Source organism: Lysobacter sp. Root916, from assembly GCF_001429785.1.
GTDB lineage: Bacteria > Pseudomonadota > Gammaproteobacteria > Xanthomonadales > Xanthomonadaceae > Lysobacter.
The window spans coordinates 256667-282261 of the sequence record NZ_LMJF01000016.1; the positions used below are offsets into that span (position 1 = coordinate 256667).

Annotated in this window: 26 protein-coding genes and 4 tRNA genes; 18 read left to right on the forward strand and 12 right to left on the reverse strand. The window is 69.1% G+C overall.

The window, feature by feature from the left end; translation table 11 throughout:
* Positions 1 to 4: 4 nt before the first annotated feature.
* Positions 5 to 2284, forward strand: coding sequence for a M14 family zinc carboxypeptidase (locus ASE35_RS22235; protein WP_157489579.1), 2280 nt, complete (start codon positions 5 to 7; stop codon positions 2282 to 2284).
* A 147-nt stretch (positions 2285 to 2431) separates the two neighbouring features.
* On the forward strand, positions 2432 to 4318 hold the full coding sequence (locus ASE35_RS19410) for a M20/M25/M40 family metallo-hydrolase (protein WP_082611384.1): 1887 nt from the start codon (positions 2432 to 2434) through the stop codon (positions 4316 to 4318).
* A gap of 133 nt (positions 4319 to 4451) precedes the next feature.
* Here ASE35_RS19410 and ASE35_RS19415 read toward each other — a convergent pair whose 3' ends face one another.
* From ASE35_RS19415 to wrbA, 3 genes are all read right to left on the reverse strand, one after another.
* Positions 4452 to 4937 carry an asparaginase domain-containing protein gene (locus ASE35_RS19415; protein ID WP_056183298.1) on the reverse strand — a complete coding sequence of 162 codons (486 nt, stop codon included), beginning with the start codon at positions 4935 to 4937 and terminating at the stop codon, positions 4452 to 4454.
* Between the two features lie 163 nt (positions 4938 to 5100).
* Complete coding sequence (locus ASE35_RS19420; RefSeq protein WP_057164836.1) at positions 5101 to 5442, reverse strand: DUF2069 domain-containing protein; 342 nt, start codon at positions 5440 to 5442, stop codon at positions 5101 to 5103.
* Entirely contained in the window at positions 5439 to 6032 is a 594-nt protein-coding gene (wrbA, locus tag ASE35_RS19425) for an NAD(P)H:quinone oxidoreductase (protein WP_056183293.1), read from the reverse strand. The genes ASE35_RS19420 and wrbA overlap by 4 nt, the downstream gene beginning before the upstream one ends.
* A gap of 98 nt (positions 6033 to 6130) precedes the next feature.
* Here wrbA and ASE35_RS19430 point away from each other — a divergent pair, with 98 nt between their 5' ends.
* The 3 genes from ASE35_RS19430 to ASE35_RS19440 are packed head-to-tail and all read left to right on the forward strand — an operon-like array spanning position 6131 to position 8297.
* A complete protein-coding gene (locus tag ASE35_RS19430) occupies positions 6131 to 7396 on the forward strand; it encodes a YihY family inner membrane protein (protein WP_057160689.1) in 1266 nt (421 codons plus the stop codon).
* Between the two features lie 5 nt (positions 7397 to 7401).
* Positions 7402 to 8031 carry a TlpA disulfide reductase family protein gene (locus tag ASE35_RS19435; RefSeq protein ID WP_057161116.1) on the forward strand — a complete coding sequence of 210 codons (630 nt, stop codon included), beginning with the start codon at positions 7402 to 7404 and terminating at the stop codon, positions 8029 to 8031.
* Positions 8028 to 8297: an acylphosphatase gene (locus tag ASE35_RS19440; protein ID WP_056183287.1), complete on the forward strand. Its 270-nt coding sequence runs from the start codon at positions 8028 to 8030 to the stop codon at positions 8295 to 8297. The genes ASE35_RS19435 and ASE35_RS19440 overlap by 4 nt, the downstream gene beginning before the upstream one ends.
* Before the next feature lie 145 nt (positions 8298 to 8442).
* On the opposite strand, the gene ASE35_RS19445 is transcribed toward ASE35_RS19440, so the two are convergent.
* Both ASE35_RS19445 and ASE35_RS21575 read right to left on the reverse strand, forming a co-directional pair.
* Complete coding sequence (locus tag ASE35_RS19445) at positions 8443 to 9288, reverse strand: DUF2145 domain-containing protein (protein ID WP_057164837.1); 846 nt, start codon at positions 9286 to 9288, stop codon at positions 8443 to 8445.
* Positions 9289 to 9302: 14 nt separating this feature from the next.
* Positions 9303 to 9704, reverse strand: a complete 402-nt coding sequence (locus ASE35_RS21575; protein ID WP_057164838.1) for a hypothetical protein — start codon at positions 9702 to 9704, stop codon at positions 9303 to 9305.
* 165 nt (positions 9705 to 9869) lie between these two features.
* Here ASE35_RS21575 and ASE35_RS19455 point away from each other — a divergent pair, with 165 nt between their 5' ends.
* Positions 9870 to 10613 (forward strand): helix-turn-helix transcriptional regulator, encoded by a 744-nt coding sequence (locus ASE35_RS19455; RefSeq protein ID WP_056183278.1) that lies wholly within the window; start codon positions 9870 to 9872, stop codon positions 10611 to 10613.
* A gap of 132 nt (positions 10614 to 10745) precedes the next feature.
* Here the strand turns inward: ASE35_RS19455 and ppk2 are convergent, their stop codons facing one another.
* The 7 genes from ppk2 to hemA form a co-directional block, all read right to left on the reverse strand.
* Positions 10746 to 11522: a polyphosphate kinase 2 gene (gene ppk2, locus ASE35_RS19460; protein WP_056183275.1), complete on the reverse strand. Its 777-nt coding sequence runs from the start codon at positions 11520 to 11522 to the stop codon at positions 10746 to 10748.
* Entirely contained in the window at positions 11519 to 11884 is a 366-nt protein-coding gene (locus ASE35_RS19465; RefSeq protein WP_057164839.1) for a helix-turn-helix domain-containing protein, read from the reverse strand. Before ASE35_RS19465 ends, ppk2 begins: the two co-directional genes overlap by 4 nt.
* Positions 11885 to 11889: 5 nt before the next feature.
* Positions 11890 to 12423, reverse strand: a complete 534-nt coding sequence (moaB, locus tag ASE35_RS19470; RefSeq protein WP_057164840.1) for a molybdenum cofactor biosynthesis protein B — start codon at positions 12421 to 12423, stop codon at positions 11890 to 11892.
* Positions 12424 to 12611: 188 nt separating this feature from the next.
* Positions 12612 to 14342, reverse strand: coding sequence for a tetratricopeptide repeat protein (locus ASE35_RS19475; protein WP_057164841.1), 1731 nt, complete (start codon positions 14340 to 14342; stop codon positions 12612 to 12614).
* A gap of 7 nt (positions 14343 to 14349) precedes the next feature.
* Positions 14350 to 14805 carry a GNAT family N-acetyltransferase gene (locus ASE35_RS19480; protein WP_056183261.1) on the reverse strand — a complete coding sequence of 152 codons (456 nt, stop codon included), beginning with the start codon at positions 14803 to 14805 and terminating at the stop codon, positions 14350 to 14352.
* A 186-nt stretch (positions 14806 to 14991) separates the two neighbouring features.
* On the reverse strand, positions 14992 to 16074 hold the full coding sequence (gene prfA / locus ASE35_RS19485; protein WP_056183258.1) for a peptide chain release factor 1: 1083 nt from the start codon (positions 16072 to 16074) through the stop codon (positions 14992 to 14994).
* Positions 16075 to 16138: 64 nt separating this feature from the next.
* A complete protein-coding gene (gene hemA, locus ASE35_RS19490) occupies positions 16139 to 17425 on the reverse strand; it encodes a glutamyl-tRNA reductase (protein WP_057164842.1) in 1287 nt (428 codons plus the stop codon).
* A gap of 164 nt (positions 17426 to 17589) precedes the next feature.
* Here hemA and ASE35_RS19495 point away from each other — a divergent pair, with 164 nt between their 5' ends.
* From ASE35_RS19495 to ASE35_RS19550, 12 genes are all read left to right on the forward strand, one after another.
* The gene (locus ASE35_RS19495; RefSeq protein WP_057164859.1) at positions 17590 to 19317 is read left to right on the forward strand and encodes a tetratricopeptide repeat protein; all 1728 of its coding nucleotides are present in this window, start codon (positions 17590 to 17592) and stop codon (positions 19315 to 19317) included.
* Positions 19314 to 20294, forward strand: coding sequence for a lipoprotein insertase outer membrane protein LolB (lolB, locus tag ASE35_RS20865; RefSeq protein WP_082611387.1), 981 nt, complete (start codon positions 19314 to 19316; stop codon positions 20292 to 20294). Before ASE35_RS19495 ends, lolB begins: the two co-directional genes overlap by 4 nt.
* A gap of 31 nt (positions 20295 to 20325) precedes the next feature.
* Positions 20326 to 21234: a 4-(cytidine 5'-diphospho)-2-C-methyl-D-erythritol kinase gene (ispE, locus tag ASE35_RS19505; protein WP_057164860.1), complete on the forward strand. Its 909-nt coding sequence runs from the start codon at positions 20326 to 20328 to the stop codon at positions 21232 to 21234.
* Positions 21197 to 21273 (forward strand) — tRNA-Gln (locus tag ASE35_RS19510). The genes ispE and ASE35_RS19510 overlap by 38 nt, the downstream gene beginning before the upstream one ends.
* A gap of 96 nt (positions 21274 to 21369) precedes the next feature.
* Positions 21370 to 22329 carry a ribose-phosphate diphosphokinase gene (locus tag ASE35_RS19515; protein ID WP_056183252.1) on the forward strand — a complete coding sequence of 320 codons (960 nt, stop codon included), beginning with the start codon at positions 21370 to 21372 and terminating at the stop codon, positions 22327 to 22329.
* Positions 22330 to 22456: 127 nt separating this feature from the next.
* Complete coding sequence (locus tag ASE35_RS19520; RefSeq protein ID WP_057164843.1) at positions 22457 to 23113, forward strand: 50S ribosomal protein L25/general stress protein Ctc; 657 nt, start codon at positions 22457 to 22459, stop codon at positions 23111 to 23113.
* A gap of 59 nt (positions 23114 to 23172) precedes the next feature.
* Positions 23173 to 23754: an aminoacyl-tRNA hydrolase gene (gene pth / locus ASE35_RS19525; protein WP_056183245.1), complete on the forward strand. Its 582-nt coding sequence runs from the start codon at positions 23173 to 23175 to the stop codon at positions 23752 to 23754.
* An 80-nt stretch (positions 23755 to 23834) separates the two neighbouring features.
* Positions 23835 to 24926 carry a redox-regulated ATPase YchF gene (ychF, locus tag ASE35_RS19530; protein ID WP_056183241.1) on the forward strand — a complete coding sequence of 364 codons (1092 nt, stop codon included), beginning with the start codon at positions 23835 to 23837 and terminating at the stop codon, positions 24924 to 24926.
* Positions 24927 to 25031: 105 nt separating this feature from the next.
* Positions 25032 to 25117 (forward strand) — tRNA-Tyr (locus ASE35_RS19535).
* Positions 25118 to 25147: 30 nt separating this feature from the next.
* Positions 25148 to 25221: transfer RNA gene (locus ASE35_RS19540), tRNA-Gly, on the forward strand.
* 48 nt (positions 25222 to 25269) lie between these two features.
* Positions 25270 to 25345, forward strand: a tRNA-Thr gene (locus ASE35_RS19545).
* A gap of 58 nt (positions 25346 to 25403) precedes the next feature.
* Positions 25404 to 25595, forward strand: a 192-nt coding sequence (locus ASE35_RS19550) for a GTP-binding protein (RefSeq protein WP_057164844.1), incomplete at its 3' end; no start/stop codon positions are given.

Genomic DNA, 25595 nt, shown 5'->3' on the forward strand with positions numbered 1-25595 from the left:
CGCCATGCGCCTCGTCCACGCTGCTGTGTTGCTGTTCGCTTTCGCCTCCGCGGCGCCCGCCGCCGAGGATGACGCCACGGTGTTCGTCACCGCCCATTACCGCGACCGCGCGCAACTGCAGCGCGTCGCTTCCCGCTTCCAGCATCTGATCGTCGATCGGGTAGCGCGCACCGTGCGCGTGGAGGCCTTGCCCGAAGACATCGAGGCGCTGCGCCGCGCCGGCTTCCGCGTCGAAGTCGACGCCGACGCGACCCGGCGCCTGCAGGCGATGCAGTCGGCGATGGCGAACGCGCCCCTGCTGGGGCCGGCCGCGATTCCCGGCTACGCCTGCTACCGCACGGTCGAAGAGACCTACACGACCATGGACGACCTGGCCGCGGCCAAGCCGAACCTGGCGCGCATCGCCAACATCGGGCCGAGCTGGCAGAAGAGCCGCAACGCCGCCACCGGTTACGAAATGAAGGTGCTGCGGCTGACCAACACCGCCACCGACGCGGCGCTGCCGAACAAGCCGACCATGGTGGTGTTCGGCTCGATTCATGCGCGCGAATACACCCCGGCCGAGCTGCTCACGCGCTTCGCCGAGTGGCTGGTCAACGGCTACGGCAGCGATGCCGAGGCCACCTGGCTGATGGACAACTTCGCCTTCCAGCTGGTGCTGCAGGCCAATCCCGACGGCCGCAAGAAAGCCGAAGCCGGTGCGTCGTGGCGCAAGAACACCGACAACCTCAACGGCAGCTGCAGCGCCTCGTCCTACGGCGTCGATCTCAACCGCAACTTCCCCTTCCACTGGAACAGCGCCGCCGGCGGTTCCAGCGGCAACGCCTGCGCCGAAACCTACCGTGGCCCGGCCAGCTCATCCGAACCGGAAACCCAGAACCTGGTGCGCCTGGTCGCCGGCACCCGCAACGCCAGCGGCGTCTACACCGGGGGCATCTTCCCCGACCGCCGCGACGACGCCATCGGCAGCGCCGCGCCCGACGATTACCAGGGCCTGTTCTTCGACATCCACAGCTATTCGCAACTGGTGCTGTGGTCCTGGGGCGACACCACCACGCCGGCGCCGAACAGCGCGCCGCTGCAGACCCTGGGCCGGCGTCTGGCCTACTTCAACAACTACCGCCCGCAACAGTCCAACGAGCTCTACGCCACCGACGGCACCACCGACGACACCATGTACGGTCTGCTCGGCGTGCCCAGCTACACGATCGAGCTGGGCGTGGCCTTCTTCGAGAGCTGCTCGACCTTCCAGAGCGCGACCCTGCCCAACAACCTGCGCGCGCTGCGTTACGCCGCGCGCAATCTGTATGCGCCGTATCAATATCCGTCCGGGCCCGACACCCAGTCGGTCAGCGCCTCGGCGGTGAGCGTGCCGGCCGGTACGCCGGTGACGATCACCGCCAGCGTCAGCGACGCCGCCTACAACCAGAGCAACGGCAGCGAGGCGGTGCACAGCATCGCCTCGGCGCGCGCCTATCTGGATGCGCCGCCCTGGGCGGCGGGCGCGGTGGCGGTGGCGATGAACGCCAGCGACGGCAGCTACAACGCCAGCACCGAGACGGTGACGGTGGCGTTGCCGACGACAGGGCTGAGCCCGGGCGTGCACACGGTCTATGTGCAGGCCACCGACGCGTCGGGCAAGCCCGGCACGCCCAATGCGGTGCGCTTCACCGTCTCCGGTAGCGGCGGCAACGCCCCGCCGGTGGCGAACTTCAGCGCCTCCGTGAGCGGCCTGAGCGTGGCCTTCACCGACAGCTCCAGCGACGGCGACGGCTCCATCGTCTCGCGCAGCTGGAATTTCGGCGACGGCACGACGTCCACCGCCACGAATCCCAGCAAGACCTACAGCGCGGCAGGCACCTACACGGTCACGCTGACGGTGACCGACGACGATGGCGCCGGCAATACCAAGACCGCGTCGGTCATCGTCGGCACTACCGGCAGTCAGACCTACAGCAACGGCACCGACTATCCGATCAACGATAACGCCACCGTCGACAGCCCGATAGCCGTGTCCGGTCGCAGCGGCAACGCGCCCAGCAACGCCTCGATCGCCGTCAACATCCTGCACACCTACAAGGGCGATCTGAAGGTCGATCTGGTCGCGCCCGACGGCACTCTCTACAACCTGCACAACCGCAGCGGCGGCAGCGCCGACAACGTGACCGGCACCTTCATCAAGGACCTGAGCAGCCAGCCGCTCAACGGCACCTGGAAGTTGCGCGTCAACGACAACGCCAGCGCCGACACCGGCACGATCGACAGTTGGAGCATCACCTTCTGACCGTGCGCGCGCCCGTCGCTCCGGCCGGCGCCGGAGCGGCAGCGCCGCATCGTCGCCCGCGCGGCCGGGGCGACCCCCAGGTTCCGGCCGTCTTTCCGTCGCGCCCCACACCCAACCACATCGGGCGCAGCCACCAGGAGTCGCACCATGAACCCCGTTCACGCCCCGCTGCCGACGCTGCTTGCGTTGGCCTTAGCTCTGACCGCTGTCCCCGCGCTCGCGCAGACCACGCATGAGCACGATCACATGCGTCCCGCCGACGCCAGCGACGACCCGTTCGCGCCGGTCTACGTGGTCACCTCGCGCGAAACCTACGACGCCGGCGTCAAGACCCTGGCCCGCCAATCCAGCGCCCGCGTCGGCGCCACCGGCGCGCCGCTGGTGATCTCGGAAGTGAAGACCCATCAGCTCGCCGACATCACCCGGCACGTGCACGAAAAGGAACGCCGCTGCGGCGGCTACTTCGCCTTCGCCACCCGCGCCGAGGCCGAAGCCTTCGTGCGCAACGACCGCAGCGCGCAGGCGATGGCCGGGAAGTTCCTGGCCGCCTACACCATCGACAACCAGGCCACGGTGACGCCCTGGCTGGGCCAGGTCGGCGAGGCCAACATCCGCTCCACCATCAGCCACCTGTCCACCCAGTACCCGAACCGCTATTACGCCTCGACCACCGGCCGGACCTCGGCCGAGTGGATCCGCAACACCTGGCTGAGCCTGGCTAACGGCCGCAGCGACGTCAGCGCCGAGCTCTACACCGGCTGCACCACCTGCTCGACCCAGCCCTCGGTGATTCTGACCATCCAGGGCACCGATCTGCCCAACGAGGTCGTGGTGCTGGGCGCGCATCTGGACTCGATCTCCAACTCCGGCAGCGGCAACACCATGAACGCACCCGGCGCCGACGACGACGCGTCCGGCATCGCCACCCTGACCGAAGTGCTGCGCATCGCCATGGCCAGCGGCTACAAGCCCAAGCGCACGGTCAAGTTCATGGGCTACGCGGCCGAGGAAGTCGGCCTGCGCGGTTCCAAGGCGATCGCCACCGCGTACCAGAGCCAGGGCGTGAACGTGGTCGCGGCGCTGCAGCTGGACATGACCAACTACCGCACCGGCTCCGATCCGCACGTCAAAGTGATCACCGATTATTCCAACGCCGGCATGGTCCAGTTTCTGCAGGACCTGTTCACCGCCTACATGGGCGGTAGCGGGCTCAACCTGGCCACCGAGGCCTGCGGCTACGGTTGCTCCGACCACGCCTCCTGGACCGCGGCCGGCTTTCCGTCGGCGATGTACCACGAGGGCCGGCTGTTCCCGAACCTGCACACCTCCGGCGACACCCTGGCCAACATGGGCAACTCGGCGACCAACAGCGTGCCGTTCGCGAAGCTGGGCCTGGCCTTCCTGGGCGAGGCCGCCAAGACGGCCAGCGGTGGCCCCGGCAACACCGCGCCGGTGGCGAACTTCAGCGCTACGGTGTCGGGCCTGACCGCGAGCTTCAGCGACAGCTCCAGCGACAGCGACGGCAGCATCGTCTCGCGCAGTTGGAACTTCGGTGACGGCGCCACCTCCACCGCGACCAACCCCAGCCGCACCTACGCGAGCGCGGGCACTTACACGGTCACGCTGACGGTCACCGACGACGACGGCGCCAGCAATACCAAGACCGCTTCGGTCACGGTCGGCGGCACCGGTGCGCAGACCTACAGCAACGGCACCGATTACCCGATCGCCGACAACGCCACCGTCAACAGCCCGATCGCGGTATCGGGGCGTAGCGGCAACGCGCCCAGCAACGCTTCGATCACCGTCAACATCCTGCACACCTACAAGGGCGATTTGAAGGTCGATCTGGTCGCGCCGGACGGCACGCTCTACAACATCCACAACCGCACCGGCGGCAGCGCCGACAACGTGACCGGCACCTTCATCAAGAACCTGAGCAGCGAGGCCTTGAACGGCACCTGGAACCTGCGCGTGAACGACAACGCCACCCAGGACACGGGCCGTATCGATAGCTGGAGCATCACCTTCTGATCGCGCATGCCGGCGCTGCGCGTCGGCACCGTCGTTCCCCGAGCCCCGGCCTCGCGCCGGGGCTCTCTTTATGCCCGGCGCATAAACGAAAACCCCCGGCAAGCCGGGGGTCATGGGTGCGAGGTCGAGGCGCTCAGATCGCTTCGAAGCGATTGGCCGCGACGTTCTTGCGCACCTTGTTCGGGTCCCAGATCAGGCCGTTCATGGCGATGTACACGCCCGGCGGCAGCGACTGCACTGCGCCGACCGCGCAGCCGACGTTGAACTCGGCGTCGGAACCGCGGAAGCGCGCCGGGCTCAGCGCGCCGGTCAGCACGATGGTCTTGTCGGTCAGCGTGGCCAGCACCTTGGCGGTCTCGACCATGGTGTCGGTGCCGTGGGTGATCAGCACGTGCCGAGCCGGCTGCGCGGCGATCGCGGCGCGGATCAGCTCGCGGTCTTCCTGGGTGATGTGCAGCGAATCCTTGCGGATGATCGGGATCACGTTGAACTGGAACGTCACCCCCAGCTCGCGCAGGATGCCGCCGATCTGCGGCTCGCCGATCTGGTAGTCGGACTTGTCGTCGAAATAGATCTTGTCGATCGTGCCGCCGGTGGTGACGATGCAGAGCTGGTCCATCGAAAGTGGGTCGCATTGCTGGGGACGGCGCAATTATAGGCCCGCGCACCGCGCTTCTGTGGGCGCGGCGTAAGCCGCGATCAACGGCCGACGCGATGCCGACGCTGCGCAGGTACTCGATCGCGGCTCACGCCGCTCCCACAGAAAACGAGGTCGGCGCCGCTCAGGCCGCGGGTTTGGCGCCGAAGCGCGACTTCAGCCCGGGCAGGCTGGCCGCGAACACCACCACCACCGCCAGCACCAGTTCGATCCAGGCCAGCGTGCGCTCGGGCGGACGCGAGTAGGCGACCATCACCCCGTGACTGAACCAGGCCAGCGCCAGCACCGCCGACCAGAAGCCGGCACGCGCGCTGCCGCGCAGCACGCCCAGCGCAAGCCAGGCCGGCGGCAGCGCGAACACCGCCAGCGCGCCCCAGGACGGCGACGTACGGCCGCCGAACCAGATCGCGTACACGGCCACCAGCGCGATCAGCGCCAGCGCCAGGATCTTGCGCGCCAGGCTCATCGGCTCACCTTGACCACCAGTTCGGCGACCCGGCGCCCGAGCACGCGCGCGAGCTTGGCTTCGTCCTCGCTGGGCTGCGGATCGTCCTGGCTGCCGGCGACATGGCTGGCGCCGTAGGGCGTGCCGCCGCCGCGGGTGCTGCTCAGCGTGGGCTCGGTGTAGGGAATGCCGAGGATCACGCAGCCGTGGTGCAGCAGGGGCACCATCATCGTCAGCAGGGTCGATTCCTGGCCGCCGTGCTGGGTCGCGGTGGAGGTGAACACCGCCGCTGGCTTGCCGACCAGGGTGCCGCTGGCCCATTCCGCGCCCAGCCCGTCCAGCCAATGCTTGACCGGCGCGGCCATGTTGCCGAAGCGGGTCGGGCTGCCCAGGATCAGGCCCGCGCATTCGACCAGATCGCGCGATTCGACATAGGGCGCGCCGTCCTCGGGCACCGGCGGCGCCGCGGTCTGGGTCACCGCCGCGACCGGCGGCACCGTGCGCAGGCGCGCCTGCACGCCGTCGACCTCGCCGATGCCGCGCGCGATCTGGCGCGCCAGTCGTGCCACCGATCCGCCGCGGCTGTAGTAGAGCACCAGAACTTCGGTCATCGCATTCTCCTGTGGCGACAAGGATAGATGATGCGGTGGGCAGGGGCGGGCGCGGCCCTGCATCCCGTCCGCACGCCCCATCGGTTACCCTCCGGTCGATGGAGCCGCTGAACACGATCAATCGCTGGGGCGACCGCATGCGCGACCGCGCGCGCGTCGGCACCTTCTTCCGCTTCCTGGCCCGGCGCTTCCTCGACGACAACCTGTTCCAGGCCGCCGGCGCGCTGTCGTATACCACCGTGTTCGCCCTGGTTCCGCTGTCGATGGTGGTGTTCGGGGTGCTGTCGGCGTTCCCGGTGTTCGGCGAGTGGAGCGACCGCCTCAGCGACTACATCTTCTCCAACTTCGTGCCCTCGGCCGCGCGCTCGGTCGAGGCCAGCCTGAAGCAGTTCTCGGCCAACATCGGCCAGCTCACCGCGGCCGGCGTGATCGCGCTGGTGGTGTCGCTGCTGATCACCCTCAATGGGGTGGAGTCGACCTTCAACCGGATCTGGCGGGTCAAGGCGGCACGGCCCCAGGTCGGGCGCTTCCTGGTGTACTGGACGGTGCTGACCCTGGGCGCGCTGATGGCCGCGGCCAGCCTGGCGGTGTCGGCCAAGTTCTTCTCGATGGAAGTATTCGCGACCCAACCCGGACGGCTGCTGGAGCGCGTGATGCTGCAGCTGGCGCCGGTGGCGATCGAATGGCTGGCGTTCGCGGCGATCTACCGTGTGGTCCCGCATCGCACGATCCACTGGCGCCACGCCTTCGCCGGCGCGCTGCTGGCGGCCACGCTGTTCGAGCTGGTCAAGTGGGGCATCGGCCTGTACCTGGGCAGCTTCGGCTCCTATTCCAAGATCTACGGCGCGTTCGCGGCGGTGCCGATCTTCCTGCTGTGGATCTACCTGAGCTGGATCGCGGTGCTGCTAGGCGCCTCGCTGGCGTCCTCGATTTCCGCCTTCCGTTACCAGCCGATCGGCATGCGCCTGCCGCTGGGCTTCGAGATGTACGGGCTGCTGCGTCTGCTGGCGCGTTTCAACGAGGCCCGCGCCGACGGCCGCGGCCTGCACAGCGACGAGATCCAACAGCTCGAGCCCATGCTGACCGACACCCTGGTCCAGCAGATGCTCTCGCAGCTCAACTCGATCAACGTGGTCGCGCGCGCCGAGGGCGGCGAATGGCTGCTGTCGCGCGACCTCGACGATCTGTCGCTGGCCGAACTCTACGAAGCCTGCGGGCTGCGCATTCCGATCGCCGAGGCCATGCTGCCTTGCCGCGACGACTCGCTGGGCCGCTCCGCGGTCGCGGCGATGGACGAACTGCGCGTGCCCCTGCGCGATTTGCTCAAACGCCCCGTGTCCACCATCCACGCCGACCAGGAATGAACCCGATGACGCTACGCCGCCTCGCCCCGATCCTCGCGCTGTCGCTGCTGGCCGTCGCGCTCGCGGGCTGCAATAAGCCGGCGCCGGCGCCCCAGTCCGCCGCCGCGCCCGAGGCGCCCAAGGCCGCCGCAGCGCCCGGGGCGCCTGAGGTGCCCGAGGCGCCCAAGCCCGCCGCGGCGCCGGCCGCGCCCTCGCAGGTGCCGGACTTGAAGCTGGCGACCCTGGACAACGGCCCGTTCGACCTGGCCGCGCATCGCGGCAAGTGGGTGGTGGTGAATTTCTGGGCGACCTGGTGTGCGCCCTGTCTGAAGGAAATGCCCGAGCTGTCGGCGATGGACGCGATGCGCGAGCACATCGAAGTGATCGGCCTGGCCTACGAGGAAATCGAGCCGGCCGACATGCGCGCGTTCCTGAAGACGCATCCGGTGGTCTACCCGATCGCGATCGTCGACACCTACGACCCGCCCAAGGCCTTCGACACGCCGCGCGGCCTGCCGATGACCTATCTGATCGGGCCGGACGGCAAGATCGCCGACAAATTCCTCGGCCCGGTGACCGCGGCCATGATCGAGGGCGCGATCGCCAAGGCCGGCGGTCCCGCCGCGCCGGTGGAGGCGAAGCCGGGCCAGTCGTGAGCGCGGCGCGCTACTACGTCAGCGGCAAGGTTCAGGGCGTATGGTTCCGCGCCAGCGCGCGCGAGCAGGCGCTGGCGCTGGACCTGCGCGGCTACGCGCGCAACCTCGCCGACGGCCGCGTCGAAGTACTCGCGGTCGGCGATGAAGCGGCGCTGGCGCGGTTCGAAATCTGGTTGCGGCGCGGCCCGGCCAACGCGCGGGTGGAGGCTTTGGCGCGTGAGGATGCGGATGGGGCCGAGGCGGGCGAGGGCTTCGTTTGCAGCTGAGCGTCTTGCTCGTTTGCGTGTCTCTTCGGTCCCCCGATTCCCTCCGGCCGTCATTCCCGCGAAAACCGGCTCCGCCTTCGCGGGAATGACGGCGAAAGCATGCGACTCACGCGGTTCCAGCTGCGCGGTTCGTCTGCTTGCCGACTCAAACCGGCCCAGGCGCGGGCATCAACTGCCCATTGCGCCACTCGCGCTGCTCGCTCGCATATCCGCGCCGCTGCAGATAGTCGAAGATCGAGCGCACCGTCACCACCGGATACTCGCCCGACAATCGCGTGCCGACCGGGTGGTCGGTGAAGGCGGCGTTGGCCGAGAACAGACCGCCTAGCACGCGTTTGGAATAGGGGATGTGGATGCGGTCTGGGCGGAAGCCGTCGCGTTGCGCCCAGGCGTAGGCCGCGCGGCGATCGTCGATGGCGATGCCATCCGGCGCGTTCGCCGCCAGCAGTTCCAGCACCCAGGCTGTGGAATTCTGATAGTCGCCGCTGCCGGGACGTGCGATCAGGCTGTAATGCGGCTGATGCAGGCTGCGCCGCGGCAGCGCGCGCAGGTGCGCGGCCAGGCGCTGCGCCTGCGCGGCTTGCAGCCAGACGATGCGCGCGTCCTGGTTGACCAGATCGTCGCTGAAGAAATTCACCAGGCCCTGGGCATAGAGGTGCGAGCGATCGCTGCCGCATTCGTTGAGCAGATGGACCGCGGTCCAGCGCCCGTTCGGGTGATCGCGCACGACGAAGCCGACGTGGCTGTAGACCAGCCCTTGCGCCGACAGATCGGTGCCGACGCGCGCGATCAGGGCCACCGGCGCATCGCGTTCGTCCAAAGCCTCGGCTACGCGCAAGGCGGTGGCCGCGGCCGCGGCCACCTTGTCCGCCGACACCGTCTGTGCATCGCAGCGTGTGCCGGCCTCGGCGCGCGGCGCGGCGGCGAGCGCCAGCGTCAGTGCGATGGCCAGGACGTAGGCGCTCCAGCCCGACAGTAATCCGGTGCGCACGCGCGAGACCTCGTTCAGCCGATGCGGCGGCTGTGCAGCAGGGGGCGCGTGCGTTCGTTCGGCACGAAGCACAAGGCCTGGCCGGCCGCGCTGATCAGCCAGCCGGTGGCGAGCGCGCTGACCTGCACGGCCTGACCGACGCGCAGGCCCAGTTCCTTGGCCGCCTGCGCCGACACATAGACCACGAAGGAGGCGCCGATGCCCACGGCCGAGACCGTGACCGCCACGCCCTGGGCGCTGGCGCCAATGCCGGCGACCGCGAACTTGGCGCCTTCCGACAAGGCCAGCGAAACCGCGGCCGGCACCTCCACCGACGCGGCCAGGCTGGCCTCGGACTGGCGGCTGGCGCCGTCGGACTGCGCGGCCGCAAACGCCGGCATCCCTGCCAGCAGACCGATCGCGGCCGAAACGGCCAAGACGAGGGGGAAACACCCGCGGGCTGCGAACCGGTGTGGAGCGGACCTGCGCATCGTGTTTGCTCGTCTGGGCCTGGGGCCACGCTGGAACGCGCCCACGCCGATTTCAACGGGTATCGGCGAGGTGGCTCCCGCAGCGCCGTCGGGTAGCGTATTTTTATACCCATGGCCCTGTCCCTAGAACTCGTCGACGCCCTCAAGCGCTTCCTGCGCGCGCAGGACCTCACCTATCGCGATCTCGCGACCCGCCTCAAGCTCAGCGAGGCGGCGGTCAAACGCATGTTCTCCAAGCGCGCAATGAGCCTGGAGCGGCTGGAGCAGATCTGCGACGTGCTCGACGTCGGCCTGGCCGATCTCAGCGCCGAGGCCGCGCGTGGGCGCAAGGTCATGGCCGAGCTCAGCGAGGCGCAGGAGCAGGCCCTGGTCGACGAGCCGGCGCTGTTGCTGGCGCTGTTTCTGACCTTGAACCGCTGGAAGCAATCGGACGTGCAGGAACACTTCCTGTTCGACGACGCGCAGTGGACCCGGCTGCTGGTGCGTCTGGACCGGCTGGGCATCATCGAGCTGATGCCGGGCAACCGCGGCCGTCCGCTGACCTCGCGCAATTTCCGCTGGCGCGCCGACGGCCCGATGGAGCGGTACTTCCGCTTGAACCTGCTCGGCGACTTTTTCGCCGACCCCTTCGACGGCGAGCAGGACGTGCTGCTGCTGCTCAGCGGCAGCCTCAGCATCGCCGGCATCCGCCAGCTCAAGCAGCGCCTGGGCGAGGTCGCGCGCGAGTTCGACGCGCTGCTGGCGCGCGACGCGGCCTTGAGCGCCCAGGAGCGCGTCGGCGTGAGCCTGGTGCTGGCGCAGAAGCCGTGGCTGCTGCAGCTGTTCCAACCGTATCGGCGTTCTCAGGCGGGGTAGGCGCTGCGGTGAACGCCAGGGCGGGTTCTTCGGTAAAGCGATCGCGGCTTACGCCGCTCCCACAGACGCCGCCTCGAGCTTTCTGTGGGAGCGGCGTAAGCCGCGATCGTCATTCCGAACGACCGCGCACCCTTATTTCTTCTTGTTCGCGATCGGCTTGAGCGCCCCGTAGCGCTCCTTCTTCGGCTTGCCCGGCAGCGGCGGGAATTCCAGCGTGCTTTCGGGCAGCTTGTGCTCCGGCGCGCGCGACAGCAGATCGCGGATCAGGGTCAGCCGGCCCTGGCGCTGATCGTTGAAGTCGACCAGGGTCCAGGGCGCGTGCTTGCTGTGGGTGGCGGCCAGCATGGCTTCGCGTGCGCGGGTGTAGTCGTCGTAATGCTTGCGCGCCTCGACGTCGATAGGCGACAGCTTCCAGCGTTTGAGCGGGTCGGCCAGGCGTTCGGCGAAGCGCTCTTCCTGCTCGGCCTGGTCGCAGCACAGCCAGTATTTGAACAGCACGATGCCGTCGTCGGTGAGCAGCTTCTCGAACGCCGGCGCCTGCTTGAGGAAGGCGGCGACCTGCTCGGGCTTGGCGAAGCCCATGACCTGCTCGACACCGGCGCGGTTGTACCAGCTGCGGTCGAACAGCACGATCTCGCCGGCCGCGGGCAGGTGCGGCACGTAGCGCTGGAAATACCACTGGGTGCTTTCGCGGTCGTTGGGCTTGGGCAGGGCGACCACGTGGCACTGGCGCGGATTGAGGTATTCGGTGATGGCGTTGATCGCGCCGCCCTTGCCGGCGGTGTCGCGGCCTTCGAACAGAATCACCACGCGGCGGCCGCTGTGCTGGACCCAGCGGGCGACGTCGGCCAGGTCCAGTTGCAGCGCTTCGAGCTGGGCTTCGTAGTCCTTGCGCTTGAGCTTGCTCATCGCTTGGCCTTCTTGGCCGGCGCGCGCGGGGCGCGGCTGCGCTTGGTGCCGGCCATCGCGGTGGCCACTTCCAGCAAGGCGCCCTGCTGGGTGGTGTTGAGCGCGCGGTAGGCGGCCAGCAGATCGTGTTCGCCCTGGGTGCGGGCCGGGTCGAAGGTGCTGGCCAGCTCCGACAGCAGCGCGCCGGCGGGGACGCCGAAGGTACGCGCGAGCGCATCGAGCTGGTCCTTGCCGGGCAGCTTCTCGCCCTGCAGCCAGGCGCTGACGGTGGCCACGCCGGCGCGCGGAATGGCGGTGGCGATGTCGGCGGCGTTCATACCGCGGGCCTTGGCGAGCAGTCGCAAGGTGGTACCAAGCGGCATGGCGATCACTCCTTGTGAGCGGGTTCGAGCAAACGGGGGCGCAGCGTGGCCAGGTTGCAGGGCCGGGTGCGGGCGTCGAGTTGGGCGCGGATGATCTTGTCCCAGGCGGTGCGGCAGGCCGAGGTCGAGCCGGGCAGGCAGAACACGAAGGTGCCGTTGGCCAAGCCGGCGAACGCGCGCGACTGCAGGGTCGAGGTGCCGATCTCCTCGAAGCTCAGCGCGCGGAACAGTTCGCCGAAACCGGGCATTTCCTTGTCCAGCAGGGGCAGCAGCGCCTCGGGCGTGGAGTCGCGGCCGGTGAAGCCGGTGCCGCCGGTGACCAGCACGCCGTCGACGTCGCGGTCGGCGATCCACTGCGACACCGCGGCGCGCAATCGGTAGCGGTCGTCGGGCAGCAGCTGGCGTTCGCTCAGGCGGTGCCCGGCCTCGCTCAGCGCTTGCGCCAGGTAGTCGCCGGAGCTGTCTTCGGCCAGGGTGCGCGAGTCCGACACGGTCAGCACGCACAGTCGCAAGGGGATGAAATCGCGTTCTGCGGTCATGGCGCGCAGCCTGGGCTGGGGGCTGAAAAAAAGCAAATCCCGATGGGCCATTTGTGGGGGACGTGAGGTCGCAAAAGCAAATCCCCCTCAATCCCCCTTTTGCAAAGGGGGAAGATAAGCAGGGGCGACCGACGCTCGTTGGTTCCCCCCTTTGAAAAAGGGGGGCTAGGGGGGATTTGCTTTACGCCTTACCCGCACACCGAAAACGCCGCCGGCGCCAAGCCCTGCCGATGCCGCTGCGCCATCGCCACCACCGCGGCGGCGAAGTCGGCGGCGTAGGCGTTCATGTCGAACAGCCCGCTGTCGGCGCGCCGCTGCGCAAGCTCGGCACGCAGCGCGGCCAGCGCCGCCGGGTCGCGGCCCAGCGCGACCGCGCGCGCGACGAAGGCCTCGTCGCTGTCGACGTTCAGCGACGCCAGGCCGAGGTGATGGTTGAGGCTGCCGGCCACGCGCGCGGCGAAGGTCACGCCGGGCCGGGTCAGCACCGGGCAACCCGCCCACAGCGCGTCGGAGGCGGTGGTGTGGGCGTTGTAGGGCTCGGTGTCCAGGAACAGGTCGGCATGGCGCAGGCGCGCCAGATACTCCGCGTGCGGCTGCTTGGGCATGAACACCAGCCGCTGCGGCGCGACGTCCTGCGTCTGTGCGTACGCGCGCAGGCGCGCGTCGGCCTCGCCCGGGCCCGACAGCAGCCACAGCACGCTACCCGGCAGCGCGCGCAGCACCGCCAGCGCGCGCGCCATGCTGCGCGGGTTGAGCTTGTAACTGTTGTTGAAGCAGGCGAACACCGTGCCGGTCTCGGGCAGGCCGCAGTCGGCGCGCGACGGCGGCGCTAGGAGCGCGCGCGCGGTGTCGGAGGGCTGGAAACAGCGCGGCAGCCAGGCCACGGCTTCGCTGTAATGCGGCGCCATCCAGTCGGGCAGGGCGTAGCGGTCGGCCAGCACGTAGTCGATCCACGGCGCGCCCGAGCTGCCGGGGTAGGCCAGCCAGTTCACCTGCACCGGCGCCGGCCGCAGCGCCAAGGCTTCGGGCACGCCGCCGCCGCCCCAGCCGCGCAGGTCGAACAACACTTCGATGCCGGCGCCGCGGATCGCCGCGGCGACCTGCGCGTGCGGACGTTGCGAAACATCGTGCAGCGCGTGCGCGGCGGCGTGCAGGCGCTGCCGCACTGGGCCGCCGTCGTCCGCGGTGAGCGCGAACAGATGGGTCTGTAGCGCGGTCTGCGCGCGCAGGGCCTCGAACAGGGCGACCGTGAGCAGGCCGGTCGGGTGCGCGCCGAAACCGTTGGACAGGAAGCCCACCCGCACCGGCGCGCCGTCGTCGGCGCGCGCGGCCACCGCGGGCAAGGGCCGCACGGCGCGTGCGATCTCGCTCGCGCGCAAACGCGCGCAGCGCAGTTGCTCGGCGGCGTCGGCGTCCTCGCTGAGGAAGGCGAAGGGTTCCACCGCCGCGCGTCCGGCCGCGACCGCGTCGCGCACCTGGCGCGACAGCGCGTCCAGATCGCGCCAATCGCAGAGCCGGCGCCGCCAGGCCAGCAGATAGGCCGCCAGCTGCGGTTCGTCGGGGGCGAGCACATGCGCGCGCGCATAGGCTTGCGAAGCGGCTTCGGCTTCGCCGGTGTCTTCCAGCGCATGCCCCAGCCAGACCGCGATGCCGGGGTGGTCGGGCGCGTTGCGCGCGGCCTCGCGCAGGTAGGCCACCGCGTCCTCGCGCCGGCCCAGCATCCATTGCGCGCGACCCAGACGCGCCAGCGCTTCGGGGTGGCCCGGGCGCAAGTCGAGTGCGCGCTGCGCGGCGTTCGCGCCCGCGTTGGCGTCGCCGGCGTCGAGTTCGTGTTCGGCCAGCACGATCCAGGCGATCGCGTCGCTTGGATTGCGCTGCAGGGCCAGGCGCAGCTCGACGCGCGGATCGTTCAAGGCAATGGCCGGGTCAGGCCGCGCTCAGCGGCAGGTGGTAGCGCAGGGTGCCGTCGTAGCGGTGCCAACCGCTGGCGTCGTACAGGGCCTGCGCGGTCGCGTTGTCGGGATCGGTCTCCAGCTCCAGCCGGACCGCGCCATCGGTGCGCGCGAACTCGGCGGCGGCGTTCAGCAGCGCCTGGGCGACGCCGCGACGGCGCGCATCGGCTTCCACGAACAGATCGTTGAGCACCCAGACGCGCGCGGCGCGCACCGAGGAAAAGCTGGGATAGAGCTGGGTGAAACCGGCCGGCGCGCCGTCGAGTTCGGCCAGGAACACCACCGACTCCTCGCGCTGCAGGCGCTGGGCGATGAAGGCGCGCGAGACGGCTTCGTCGTAGCGCTGGGTGTAGAAGTGCCGATAGCGGTCGAACAGCGGCGCCAGGGCGTCGAGATCGTCGAGGTAGGCGCGGCGGACGGTGACGGGCATGGGCGGTACTATTGGTAGAGGGGGCGTGGCCCGATTATGGCGCCGGCCCACGTGTGCGGCGATAGCCCACCCACCTGCATTCTGTGGGAGCCGCGTGAGCCGCGATCGAGATACTGCGCAGCCTGCGCCGCCAATGGCCGCCCCGCGATCGCGGCTCACGCCGCTGCCACAGGCAGCCGGCAGCGATCAGTCGTCGGTCAACCGCGCCAATTCGTCGGCCTGATGCTCCTGCATCAAGCGCGCGACCAGCGCGTCCAGCTCGCCGGCGATCACGTTGGGCAGGTCGTACAGGGTCAGGCCTTCGACGCGGTGATCGGTGATGCGGCCCTGCGGGAAGTTGTAGGTGCGGATGCGCTGGCTGCGGTCGCCGCTGCCGACCTGGAGCTTGCGGGTCTCGGCCTGCGCGGCCGCAGCCTTGGCGATCTGCGCTTCGGCCAACATCGCCTTCAAGCGCTTCATCGCCTTGTCGCGGTTGGCGTGCTGACTGCGTTCGGTCTGGCTTTCGACCACGATCCCGCTGGGCGCGTGGGTGATGCGGATCGCCGAATCGGTCTTGTTGACGTGCTGGCCGCCGGCGCCGGAGGAGCGGAAGGTATCGATGCGCAGATCGGCGGGATTGATCTCGATCGGCTCGCCCTCGGGCTCGACCGGAATGATCGCCACCGTCGCCGCCGAGGTGTGGATGCGGCCCTGCGATTCGGTCTCGGGCACGCGCTGCACGCGGTGGGTGCCGGACTCGAACTTCAGGCGCGAGTAGGCGCCGCGGCCTTCGACGCGGGCAATGATTTCCTTGTAGCCGCCGTGCTCGCCCGCGCTGGAGGATTCGATCTCGACCTTCCAGCCCTGGCGCTCGGCGTAGCGCGCGTACATGCGGAACAGATCGCCGGCGAAAATCGCGGCCTCGTCGCCGCCGGTGCCGGCGCGCACTTCCAGATACAGGTCGCCCTCGTCGCGCGGATCCTTGGGGATCAGGTGCGCGAGCAGTTCCGCGTCCAGGCTCAGCAGGCGTTCGCGCGCGGCGGCGATCTCTTCTTCCGCCAGTTCGCGCAGTTCCGGGTCGGCGCGCATGGCCTCGGCCGCGGCCAGGTCGGCCTTGGCGCGGCTTTCCGCGGCCAGCGCGGTCGCCACCGGCTCCAACTGCGAGAACTCGCGCGACAGCTTGCGGAAGCGGTCGGTATCGCCGATCACGGATGGATCGGCGAGCAGGCGCTCCAGCTCCTCGCGACGTTCGGCGAGGGCTTCCAGCTTGCGGCGCAGGGTAGGGGTCATAAGAGCCGGGATTCGGGAGACGGGATTCGGGATTGGCAAAAGCGGGCGACGCGTAGGGGCGTCGCTAGGCTTCGCGGTCCGAATCCGCATCCGATGCGGCATCGCCCGGCTGCTCGGGGAACAGCTTGTCGGCGGCGCGCGCGAGTTCGGCGTTGCCGCTCAGCGCCGCTTCGCGCAGGGCGATGGTGGGCGCGTGCAGCAGGCGGTTGGTCAGGGTGTGGGCGAGGAAGTTCAGCACCTCGGCCGGGTCCTGTCCGGCCTCGAGCTGCTGGCGCGCCTTGGCCAGCACTTCCGCGCGCGCGGCCTCGCCGTGCGCGCGCAGGCGCTTGAGCGGGGCGGTGCGGGTGCTCGCGGCCAGGGTTTCGACGAAGCGCGCGACCTGCAGGTCGACGATGGCCTCGGCCTCGGTCGCGGCTTCGCGGCGGCTGCGCCGGTTGTCTTCGATCGCGCGTTCCAGATCGTCGACGGTGTACAGGAAGGTGTCCTTGAGCTCGGCCACGTCGGGCGCGATGTCGCGCGGCACCGCCAGGTCCAGCAGCAGCATCGGCCGATGCTTGCGCGTGGCCAGCGCGGCGGCGACCTGCGGCCGGCGCAGGATCGGTTCGCGGCTGGCGGTGGCCGACAGTACGATGTCGGCTTCGCCGAGGTGGCGGTCGAGTTCCGACAAGGGCAGGGCCACGCCGCCGTGGCGCGTGGCCAGGTCCTGGGCGTGGCTGAGGGTGCGGTTGGCGATCAGCAGGCGCTTGGCCTTGGCCTGTACCAGATGGCGCGCGGCCAGCTCGATGGTCTCGCCGGCGCCGATCAGCAGCACGGTCGAGTCCTCCAGGCGGGCGAAGGACTCCTGCGCCAGGCGCACCGCGGCCGAGGCCACCGAGACCGGGTTGGCGCCGATGCGGGTGTCGGTGCGCGCGCGCTTGGCGGTCGAGAACGCCTGCTGGAACAGACGATCGAGTTGGCTGCCCAGACTGCCGGCGCTACGCGCGGTGGCCCAGGCGTCCTTGACCTGGCCGAGGATCTGCGGCTCGCCCAGCACCAGCGAGTCCAGGCCGGTCGCGACCCGGAACAGATGGCGCACGGCTTCGGCGTCGCGATGGCGATACAGGTAGGCGTGCAGATCGCCCATGTCGTCCGGATGGGTGGCCAGCCAGTCGGCCAGCGCGCGGCCGTCGTCGTCGGCGACCGCGTAGAGCTCGGTGCGATTGCAGGTCGACAGCAGCGCCACCTCGCTCACCTGCGGCAGCGCGCGCAGCGCGTCCAGCGCCGCCGGCACGTCCTGCGCCGAGAACGCGACGCGCTCACGCAGGCTGACCGGCGCGGTCTGGTGGTTGATGCCTAGGACGAACAAGCTCATCGGAACGCGAGGCGTCCAGGGACAGGGGCCGACGGCGGTCGACGGGGCGAAGTGGGAGACATCCGTTCAGGTGCTTGCGATAAGCTGCGGGCTGCTGAAGGCCGCCATTCTACCGGCCCCGTGGGTTTCGACGGATTCTGATGAGTTCGATGTCGATGGATTCGATGGGTTCGATTCACTCCGTCTCAAGCCGCCGCGCCCCGGCGCGCGCGCTGAGCCTGCTCGCCGGCGCCGTCCTGACGGTCCTGCTGGCCCCCGTGTTCGCGGCGCCCACGGCCAAACCGGCCGCGGCCGTGTCCGCCGACGCCTCGGCCGCCACCAGCGCGGCCCTGGAGCCGCTGCTGACCGGCGAGTTCGCGCTCCAGGCCGGCAAGCTCAAAGAGGCCGCGACCGCCTACGCCGCCGCCGCCCGCGCCGCCAAGGACAAGGAACTGGCCGCGCGCGCGACCGACATCGCGATCGTGGCCAAGGAAGACAAGCTGGCCGGCGAATCGCTGGCGCTGTGGCGCGAGCTGGGCGGGGAGGGCGCGCCCTTGCTGGCCTCGCAGGCGATTCTGGCCCTGCGCGGCGGCGACGAACGCGCCGCCCTGCGCGACCTGGACCGCCTGATGCTGGCCGACGACACCGGCTGGCGACGCGTGCTGGGCGTGCTCTCGACCGGCTCCAAGGACCCGCAGCAGGCCGCGCGCCTGCTGGAAAAGCTGATCGACGGCAGCCAGATGCCCAAGGACCTGATGGCCTGGGTCGCGTTCGGCCTGTACGCCCAGCGCCTGGACCAGCCCAAGCTGACCGAGCGCATCGTGGCCGAGGTGGTGGAGCGTTTCCCCGGCAATCCGCGGGTGAGCCTGCTGCGCGCCAGCCAGCTGCGCGAGGACGGCAAGCAGGACGAGGCCCGCAAGGTGCTGGAGTCGATCGCCGCTCAGGCCGACACCGACCCGCAGATGCGCGGCCTGATCGCCCAGGAATACGACGCCCTCGGCGACCTGCCGGCGGCCGCCGCGATCCTGGGCCGCGGCCCGCAGGACGACCAGACCTACGCCCTGCGCGCCTCGCTGATGGCGCGCGCCGAGGACAAGCCCACCCTCACCAAGCTCTACGACGAACTGCGCCGCAACGCCGCCAAACCGGAACCGGGCCGGCGCCTGCTGCTGGGCCAGATCGCCGAATTCCTGGAGCGCAACGACGAGGCCCTGGATTGGTACCGCGGCGTGCCCGGCGGCCCGCAGCGCTGGGTCGCCAAGCTGCGCGCGGCCAACGTGCTGCACGAACTCAAGCGCGCCGACGAGGCCTACGCGGCCCTGCGCGCGCTGCAGTCCGACGCCTCGGCCGAGGACGACACCCGCCGCGACGCCTACCTGCTGGAGGCCGCGCTGCGCGCCGAGGACAAGAACGAGGCCGGCGAGCTGGACGCGTTCGCGCGCGGCCTGGCCGCGTTCCCGGATGAGCCGGAAGTGCTGTACGCGCGCGCCCTGAGCTATGAGCGCCGCGACGACATCCCGCGCGCCGAGGCCGATTTCCGCCGCATCCTGGTCGCCGAGCCGGACAGCGTGGCCGCGCTCAACGCGCTGGGCTACACCCTGGCCGACCGCACCACGCGCTTTCAGGAAGCGTTGGAGCTGATCCAGCGCGCGCGCACCGCCGAGCCCGACAACGCCGCCATCATCGACAGCTACGGCTGGGTGCTCTATCGCCTGGGCCGGAATCAGGAAGCGCTGGTGGAACTGCGCCGCGCCCTGACCCTGCAGAAGGATCCGGAGATCGCCTCGCACCTGGGCGAGGTGCTGTGGGCGGTCGGCAAGAAGGACGAGGCACGCAAGTATTTCGAGCAGGCGCGCAAGCTGGATCCCGAGAATCGCGCTCTTAAGCGCGCGCTGGAAAAGACCGGCGCATGAAGGCGCGCGCGCTGACCGTGGCGGCCCTGGCCGCAGTGCTGAGCGCGTGCGCGGGGCAGGCTGTGCGCGGCCCGGCACCGCCGCCGCTGGCTCCCGCCGCTGCCGAGGCCGCCCAGGCCGCGCGCGAGAGCGAATTGCGCGCTCAGACCGGGTGGTCCCTGAGCGGCCGCATCGCGCTCAGCAACGGCCGCAACGGCGGCTCCGGGCGGATCGAATGGCGGCAGGACGGCGATCGCTACGAAGTCGCGCTCAGTGCCCCGGTGACCCGGCAGAGCTGGCGTTTGAGCGGCGATATCGCCGGCGCGCGCCTGGAAGGTTTGGAAGGCGGTACTCGCAGCGGCCCCGACGCCGCCGCGCTGCTGCGCGAGGCCACGGGCTGGGAAATCCCGGTCGCGGCCCTGAGCGATTGGGTGCGCGGCCTGCGCGCCACAGGACAGGGGCCGGCGAGCGTGCGTTACGGCGCAGATGGCCGCCCGGCTCGAATCGAGCAAGGCGGCTGGAGTATCGATTACCGCTGGCCGTCGACCGATGCTCCTGCGTTGCCGTCGCGGGTGGATGCGATCCGTGGCCAGGCCAAGGTGAAGTTGATCGTGGACGAGTGGGAGGGGCCGGCTTCGGTGCCCACCGCGGAGCAGGCGCCGTGGGCGCCGATCGACAATTCGGCGACGACTCAACTACGCAAAACGTTGGCGGCTGTGAATTTGTTCGATCCCGCCGCCGATATGCGCGCGAATGTCGCGCGGGGCGATCGGGGTTCGATCAGTATCTGCGGCTACAGCTGCGAACCGCCCGGACTGACTGGCCATGAGCCCGGTATTAAGGGCGGTCGCATCCTGCTTGGAACCGGCGACGTCATCGTCGGTCCTGACTATGAGCGGTTGCTGCGCCAGGCTCAGGCTTACGCGCTGACGTATAACCGCGCGCTCAGCGAGTGGGTACGGGAGCATCCGGTTGCTCCGTTTACGACCTCCGATTGATCGCGCAGCCTCCCGATCCGCCGCGCCCGCCATGTCCGCCCCCCACGAACACCCCTGGTCCCTCTGGCCCGCCCCGGCCAAGCTGAACCTGTTCCTGCGCATCACCGGCCGTCGCGCCGATGGCTACCACCTGCTGCAGACCGTGTTCCGTCTCCTGGATTGGGGGGACTCGATTCGCCTGCGCGTGCGCGACGACGGCCGCATCGTGCGTCACGGTGCCTCGGTCGCGGGCGTATCGGAAGATCAGGACCTTACCGTCCGTGCGGCGAAGTTGCTGCAAGAAGCTACTAACGTCGCTCAAGGTGTCGATATCATCATCGAAAAGCGCATCCCGGCCGGCGGCGGCTTCGGCGGCGGTTCGTCCGACGCGGCCACCGTGCTGGTGGCCCTGGACGCGCTTTGGGGCACCGCTGTGGGCGTGGATCGCCTGGCCGAGCTGGGCCTAAGGCTGGGCGCGGACGTGCCGGTGTTCGTGCGTGGCGACAACGCCTGGGCCGAAGGGGTGGGCGAGGCGCTGTCGCCGATCGCCCTGGCGCCGGCCTGGTACCTGCTGGTCGACCCCGGCGTGCACGCGCCGACCGCGGCCTTATTCCAATCGGCTGAATTGACGCGGGATGCCGCGGCCGCGACAATATCGGACTTCGTTTCGGGTATGCCGCTCGGGAATGCGTTCGAGCCGGTTCTGCGCCTGCGCGAGCCGGCTGTGGAAGCCGCGTTCGTCGCCTTGTCGCGAGTCGGTTCGCCGCGTCTGACCGGCTCCGGCAGCGGCTGTTTCGTCGAGTTCGCCACGCGCGAATCCGCCGAATCGGCGCTGGCGGCGCTGCCTTCCGGCCTTCGGGCCTGGACGGCGGCCGGCGTCGCACGGTCTCCGTTGCACGCCGTACTCGAAACACACCTTATGCAGGGGCGTCGCCAAGAGGCCCAAGGCACCAGGTTTTGATCCTGGCATCCGTAGGTTCGAATCCTACCGCCCCTGCCAGTAACAACGGTTTTTGAATAGGCCCGATCCGGCCCAGACCTCCGGATCGGACATGGACGTCGCCCGCCACGGTCAGAGCGAAGCGGAGAAGACAAAGTGCAGAACGATCGCAGCCTGCTGGTATTCAGCGGCAACGCCAACCGCCCGCTCGCCTTGGCAGTATGCAAGGAACTCGGCATCCGTCTCGGCAAGGCGCTGGTCGGTCGGTTCTCCGACGGCGAAGTCCAGGTCGAGATCGAAGAGAACGTGCGCCGCCAGGAGGTGTTCGTCATTCAGCCGACGAACGCGCCTACGGCCGAGAATTTCATGGAACTGCTGGTGCTGATCGACGCGCTCAAGCGCGCATCGGTGACCAGCGTGACCGCGGTGGTGCCGTACTTCGGCTACGCCCGCCAGGATCGCCGCATGCGTTCCTCGCGCGTGCCGATCACGGCCAAGGTCGCGGCCAAGATGTTCGGCGCGGTCGGCGCCGACCGGGTGCTCACGGTCGATCTGCATGCGGATCAGATCCAGGGCTTCTTCGACATCCCGGTCGACAACGTCTACGCCTCGCCGCTGCTGCTGGCCGATATCTGGCGCGCGCACGGCACCGACAACATGGTGGTGGTGTCTCCCGACGTGGGCGGCGTGGTCCGCGCCCGCGCGATCGCCAAGCGCCTCGACGACGCCGATCTGGCGATCATCGACAAGCGCCGTCCGCGCGCCAACGTCTCCACGGTGATGAACATCATCGGCGACGTGGCGGGCAAGACCTGCGTGCTGGTCGACGACATTGTCGACACCGCCGGCACCCTGTGCGCGGCCGCGGCCGCGCTTAAGGCGCAGGGCGCGACCAAGGTGGTCGCGTACTGCACCCATCCGGTGCTGTCGGGCGCGGCGATCGACAACGTGACCCGTTCGCAGCTGGACGAGCTGGTGGTGACCGACACCATCCCGCTCACCGACGCGGCCCGGGCCTGCGGCCGCATCCGCCAGCTCAGCGTGGCCGAGCTGCTGGCCGAAACCATCCGCCGCATCGCCTTCGGCGAGTCGGTGAGTTCGCTGTACGTGGATTGACGAAAGCGGACCGACGAAATCCGCGTTTCCGGCCCCGGCCGGGAACGCAACACCGCTCACCTGGTCGCGGGTGAGCGTTCTTTACCGCCGCGAGGCGGTTCAACGCAGTAAATGTGAGTAAACGAAAATGTCCGAACACATCATCAAGGCCACTGGCCGCAGCGTCGAGGGTAAGGGTGCGAGCCGCCGCCTGCGTCGTGCCGCCAGCATCCCGGCCATCATCTACGGCGGCAAGGCCGCTCCGCAGCCGGTCCAGCTGGACCACGAGAAGGTCTGGCTGGCCAGCCAGAACGAGTGGTTCTACTCCTCGATTCTGACCCTGGACGTCGACGGCAAGGCCGAGAGCGTGCTGCTGCGCGATATGCAGCGCCACCCGTTCAAGCAGATCATCATGCACCTGGACTTCCAGCGCGTGGATGAGAACCAGGCGATCCGCGTCGCCGTGCCGCTGCACTTCCTCAACGAGGACAAGTCGCCGGCCGGCAAGTCGGCCGACGTCGTGGTCACCCACGAGCTCAACGAAGTCGAAGTCAGCTGCTTGCCGAAGGACCTGCCGGAGTTCCTGGAAATCGACCTGTCCGCGCTGTCGGTCGGCGATATCGTCCACCTGTCCGAGATCAAGCTGCCCAAGGGCGTCGAGATCCCCGAGCTGAAGCTGGGCAAGGAACACGATGTCGCCATCGTGATCGCCAAGCACGGCAAGGAAGAAGTCGAGGAGCCGGCCGAGGCTCCGGCCGAAGTCCCGGCGGCCAAGGTCGCCAAGAAGGACGAAGACAAGAAGTGATCGCCTGCCGGCGCGCCCTGACCGGCGCGCCGGTTCGCGTTCGCGGACTGTACTGATCCATGGCGGGGTTGCGCCTGATCGTCGGCCTGGGCAATCCCGGCGCCGAATACACCCGGACCCGGCACAATGCCGGGTTCTGGTTTGTGGACGCCGTGAACGAGAAGTTCGGCGGCCGCTTCGGTCTGGAATCCAAGCTGTTCGGCGAGACCTCCAAGGTTGAGATCGGCGGGCGTCCGGTCTGGCTGCTCAAGCCGGCCACGTTCATGAATCTGTCCGGCAAGTCCGTGACCGCGGCGCTGCGCTACTGGAAGATCGAGCCCGAAGAGGCGCTGCTGGCGCACGACGAGCTGGACCTGGCGGCGGGCACCGCGCGGCTCAAGTTCGACGGCGGCCACGGCGGCCAGAACGGCTTGCGCGACACCATCAAGCTGCTCGGGCACGGCAAGTTCCACCGCCTGCGCGTGGGCATCGGCCATCCCGGCCACAAGGACAAGGTCACCCCGTGGGTGCTGGGACGTCCCGGCCGCGACGACGAGGCCTCGATCCTGCGCTCCATCGACGACGCCATCGACGTGCTGCCGCTGGCGGTGCAGGGCGACGTCAACGAGGCGATGAAGCGGCTACATACGAGCCGAGATTAGGGATTGGGGATTAGGGATTCGTACAAGCTCAGGCTGTTGCGAATCCCTAATCCCGAATCACGAATCCCGGATTGAACGCCATGGGCATCAAATGCGGCATCGTCGGCCTGCCTAACGTCGGCAAGTCGACCCTATTCAACGCCCTGACCAAGGCCGGTATCGCCGCGGCCAACTTCCCGTTCTGCACCATCGAGCCCAACGTGGGCGCGGTGCCGGTGCCGGATCCGCGCCTGAACGCACTGGCCGAGATCGTCAAGCCGCAGAAGCTGATCCCGACCGCGGTCGAGTTCGTCGACATCGCCGGCCTGGTCGCCGGCGCGGCCAGCGGCCAGGGCCTGGGCAACAAGTTCCTGGCCCACATCCGCGAGGTCGACGCGATCACCCACGTGGTGCGCTGCTTCGAGAACCCGGACGTGATCCACGTCAACAACAAGGTCGACCCGATCGCCGATATCGAGACCATCGATACCGAGCTGGCCCTGGCCGACCTGGAATCGGTGGAAAAGGCCCTGCAGCGTGCCGAGCGCAGCGCCAAGACCGGCGACAAGGAAGCCAAGCTCCGGGCCGAAGTGCTGGGCCGGGTCCGCGCCGGCCTCGACGCCGGCCAGCCCGCGCGCGCGCTGGGCCTGTCCGAGGACGACGTGGCCCAGGTCCGCGACCTGTTCCTGCTGACCCTGAAGCCGGTCATGTACGTGGCCAACGTGCTCGAGGACGGCTTCGAGAACAACCCGCATCTGGACGCCGTGCGCGCCCGCGCGGCCGGCGAGGGCGCCCAGGTGGTGCCGATCTCGGCCGCGATCGAGGAGGAGCTCAGCCAGCTCGAGGACGCCGACCGCGACGCCTTCCTGGCCGATCTGGGCCTGGCCGAGCCGGGCCTGAACCGCCTGATCCGCGCCGGCTACGCCCTGTTGGGCCTGCAGACCTATTTCACCGCCGGCGTGAAGGAAGTCCGGGCCTGGACCGTCAAGGCCGGCTCGACCGCCCCGCAGGCTGCGGCGGTGATCCATACCGACTTCGAGAAGGGCTTCATCCGCGCCGAGACCATCGGCTACGACGATTTCATCAAGTACAAGGGCGAAGCCGGCGCCCGCGACGCCGGCCGCCTGCGCCTGGAAGGCAAGGAATACCGGGTCCAGGAAGGCGACGTGCTGCACTTCCGTTTCAACGTTTGAGGCTCGGAACGGGCCGAGTCGCGCGCTCCGGAAAAAAATCTGCGAAACTTGTGTCCGGACACGTTGACTTCCTCCGTTTCGAGCGCCAGAATTGCGGGCTCTTTTGGAGGGATACCCAAGCGGCCAACGGGGGCAGACTGTAAATCTGCTGGCTTACGCCTTCGGTGGTTCGAATCCACCTCCCTCCACCAGTTAGTTCCAACGCTGTAGCGGTTTTCGGCGCGGGAGTAGTTCAATGGTAGAACCTCAGCCTTCCAAGCTGATGGTGCGGGTTCGATCCCCGTCTCCCGCTCCATTGATTCTGCTCCAGGCGACACCATCTACAGCGGTAGAAAAGTTTCACGCTCACGTAGCTCAGTCGGTAGAGCACCTCCTTGGTAAGGAGGAGGTCGAAGGTTCGATTCCTTTCGTGAGCACCATCCAAGCAGTACGTCAAACGCAGCAAGCCACCTAAAGAAACCAAGCGAGAAGCGAGTCATGGCCAAGGGTAAATTCGAGCGCACCAAGCCGCACGTGAACGTGGGCACCATCGGCCACGTGGACCACGGCAAGACCACGCTGACCGCAGCACTGACCAAGGTGGGCGCGGAGCGTTTCGGCGGCGAGTTCAAGGCGTACGACGCGATCGACGCGGCGCCGGAAGAGAAGGCGCGCGGCATCACGATTTCG

Coding starts and splice junctions, on each gene's coding strand:
- ASE35_RS19495 (WP_057164859.1), top strand. CDS start 17,590: ATGGGTTCGATTCACTCCGTCTCAAGCCGCCGCGCCCCGGCGCGCGCG.
- ASE35_RS19410 (WP_082611384.1), top strand. CDS start 2,432: ATGAACCCCGTTCACGCCCCGCTGCCGACGCTGCTTGCGTTGGCCTTA.
- ychF (WP_056183241.1), top strand. CDS start 23,835: ATGGGCATCAAATGCGGCATCGTCGGCCTGCCTAACGTCGGCAAGTCG.
- ASE35_RS19415 (WP_056183298.1), bottom strand. CDS start 4,937: ATGGACCAGCTCTGCATCGTCACCACCGGCGGCACGATCGACAAGATC.
- ASE35_RS19480 (WP_056183261.1), bottom strand. CDS start 14,805: ATGCCCGTCACCGTCCGCCGCGCCTACCTCGACGATCTCGACGCCCTG.
- wrbA (WP_056183293.1), bottom strand. CDS start 6,032: ATGACCGAAGTTCTGGTGCTCTACTACAGCCGCGGCGGATCGGTGGCA.
- moaB (WP_057164840.1), bottom strand. CDS start 12,423: ATGACCGCAGAACGCGATTTCATCCCCTTGCGACTGTGCGTGCTGACC.
- ppk2 (WP_056183275.1), bottom strand. CDS start 11,522: ATGAGCAAGCTCAAGCGCAAGGACTACGAAGCCCAGCTCGAAGCGCTG.
- ASE35_RS19465 (WP_057164839.1), bottom strand. CDS start 11,884: ATGCCGCTTGGTACCACCTTGCGACTGCTCGCCAAGGCCCGCGGTATG.
- ASE35_RS19435 (WP_057161116.1), top strand. CDS start 7,402: ATGACGCTACGCCGCCTCGCCCCGATCCTCGCGCTGTCGCTGCTGGCC.
- pth (WP_056183245.1), top strand. CDS start 23,173: ATGGCGGGGTTGCGCCTGATCGTCGGCCTGGGCAATCCCGGCGCCGAA.
- ASE35_RS19455 (WP_056183278.1), top strand. CDS start 9,870: ATGGCCCTGTCCCTAGAACTCGTCGACGCCCTCAAGCGCTTCCTGCGC.
- hemA (WP_057164842.1), bottom strand. CDS start 17,425: ATGAGCTTGTTCGTCCTAGGCATCAACCACCAGACCGCGCCGGTCAGC.
- ASE35_RS19430 (WP_057160689.1), top strand. CDS start 6,131: ATGGAGCCGCTGAACACGATCAATCGCTGGGGCGACCGCATGCGCGAC.
- ispE (WP_057164860.1), top strand. CDS start 20,326: ATGTCCGCCCCCCACGAACACCCCTGGTCCCTCTGGCCCGCCCCGGCC.
- lolB (WP_082611387.1), top strand. CDS start 19,314: ATGAAGGCGCGCGCGCTGACCGTGGCGGCCCTGGCCGCAGTGCTGAGC.
- prfA (WP_056183258.1), bottom strand. CDS start 16,074: ATGACCCCTACCCTGCGCCGCAAGCTGGAAGCCCTCGCCGAACGTCGC.
- ASE35_RS19520 (WP_057164843.1), top strand. CDS start 22,457: ATGTCCGAACACATCATCAAGGCCACTGGCCGCAGCGTCGAGGGTAAG.
- ASE35_RS19420 (WP_057164836.1), bottom strand. CDS start 5,442: ATGAGCCTGGCGCGCAAGATCCTGGCGCTGGCGCTGATCGCGCTGGTG.
- ASE35_RS22235 (WP_157489579.1), top strand. CDS start 5: ATGCGCCTCGTCCACGCTGCTGTGTTGCTGTTCGCTTTCGCCTCCGCG.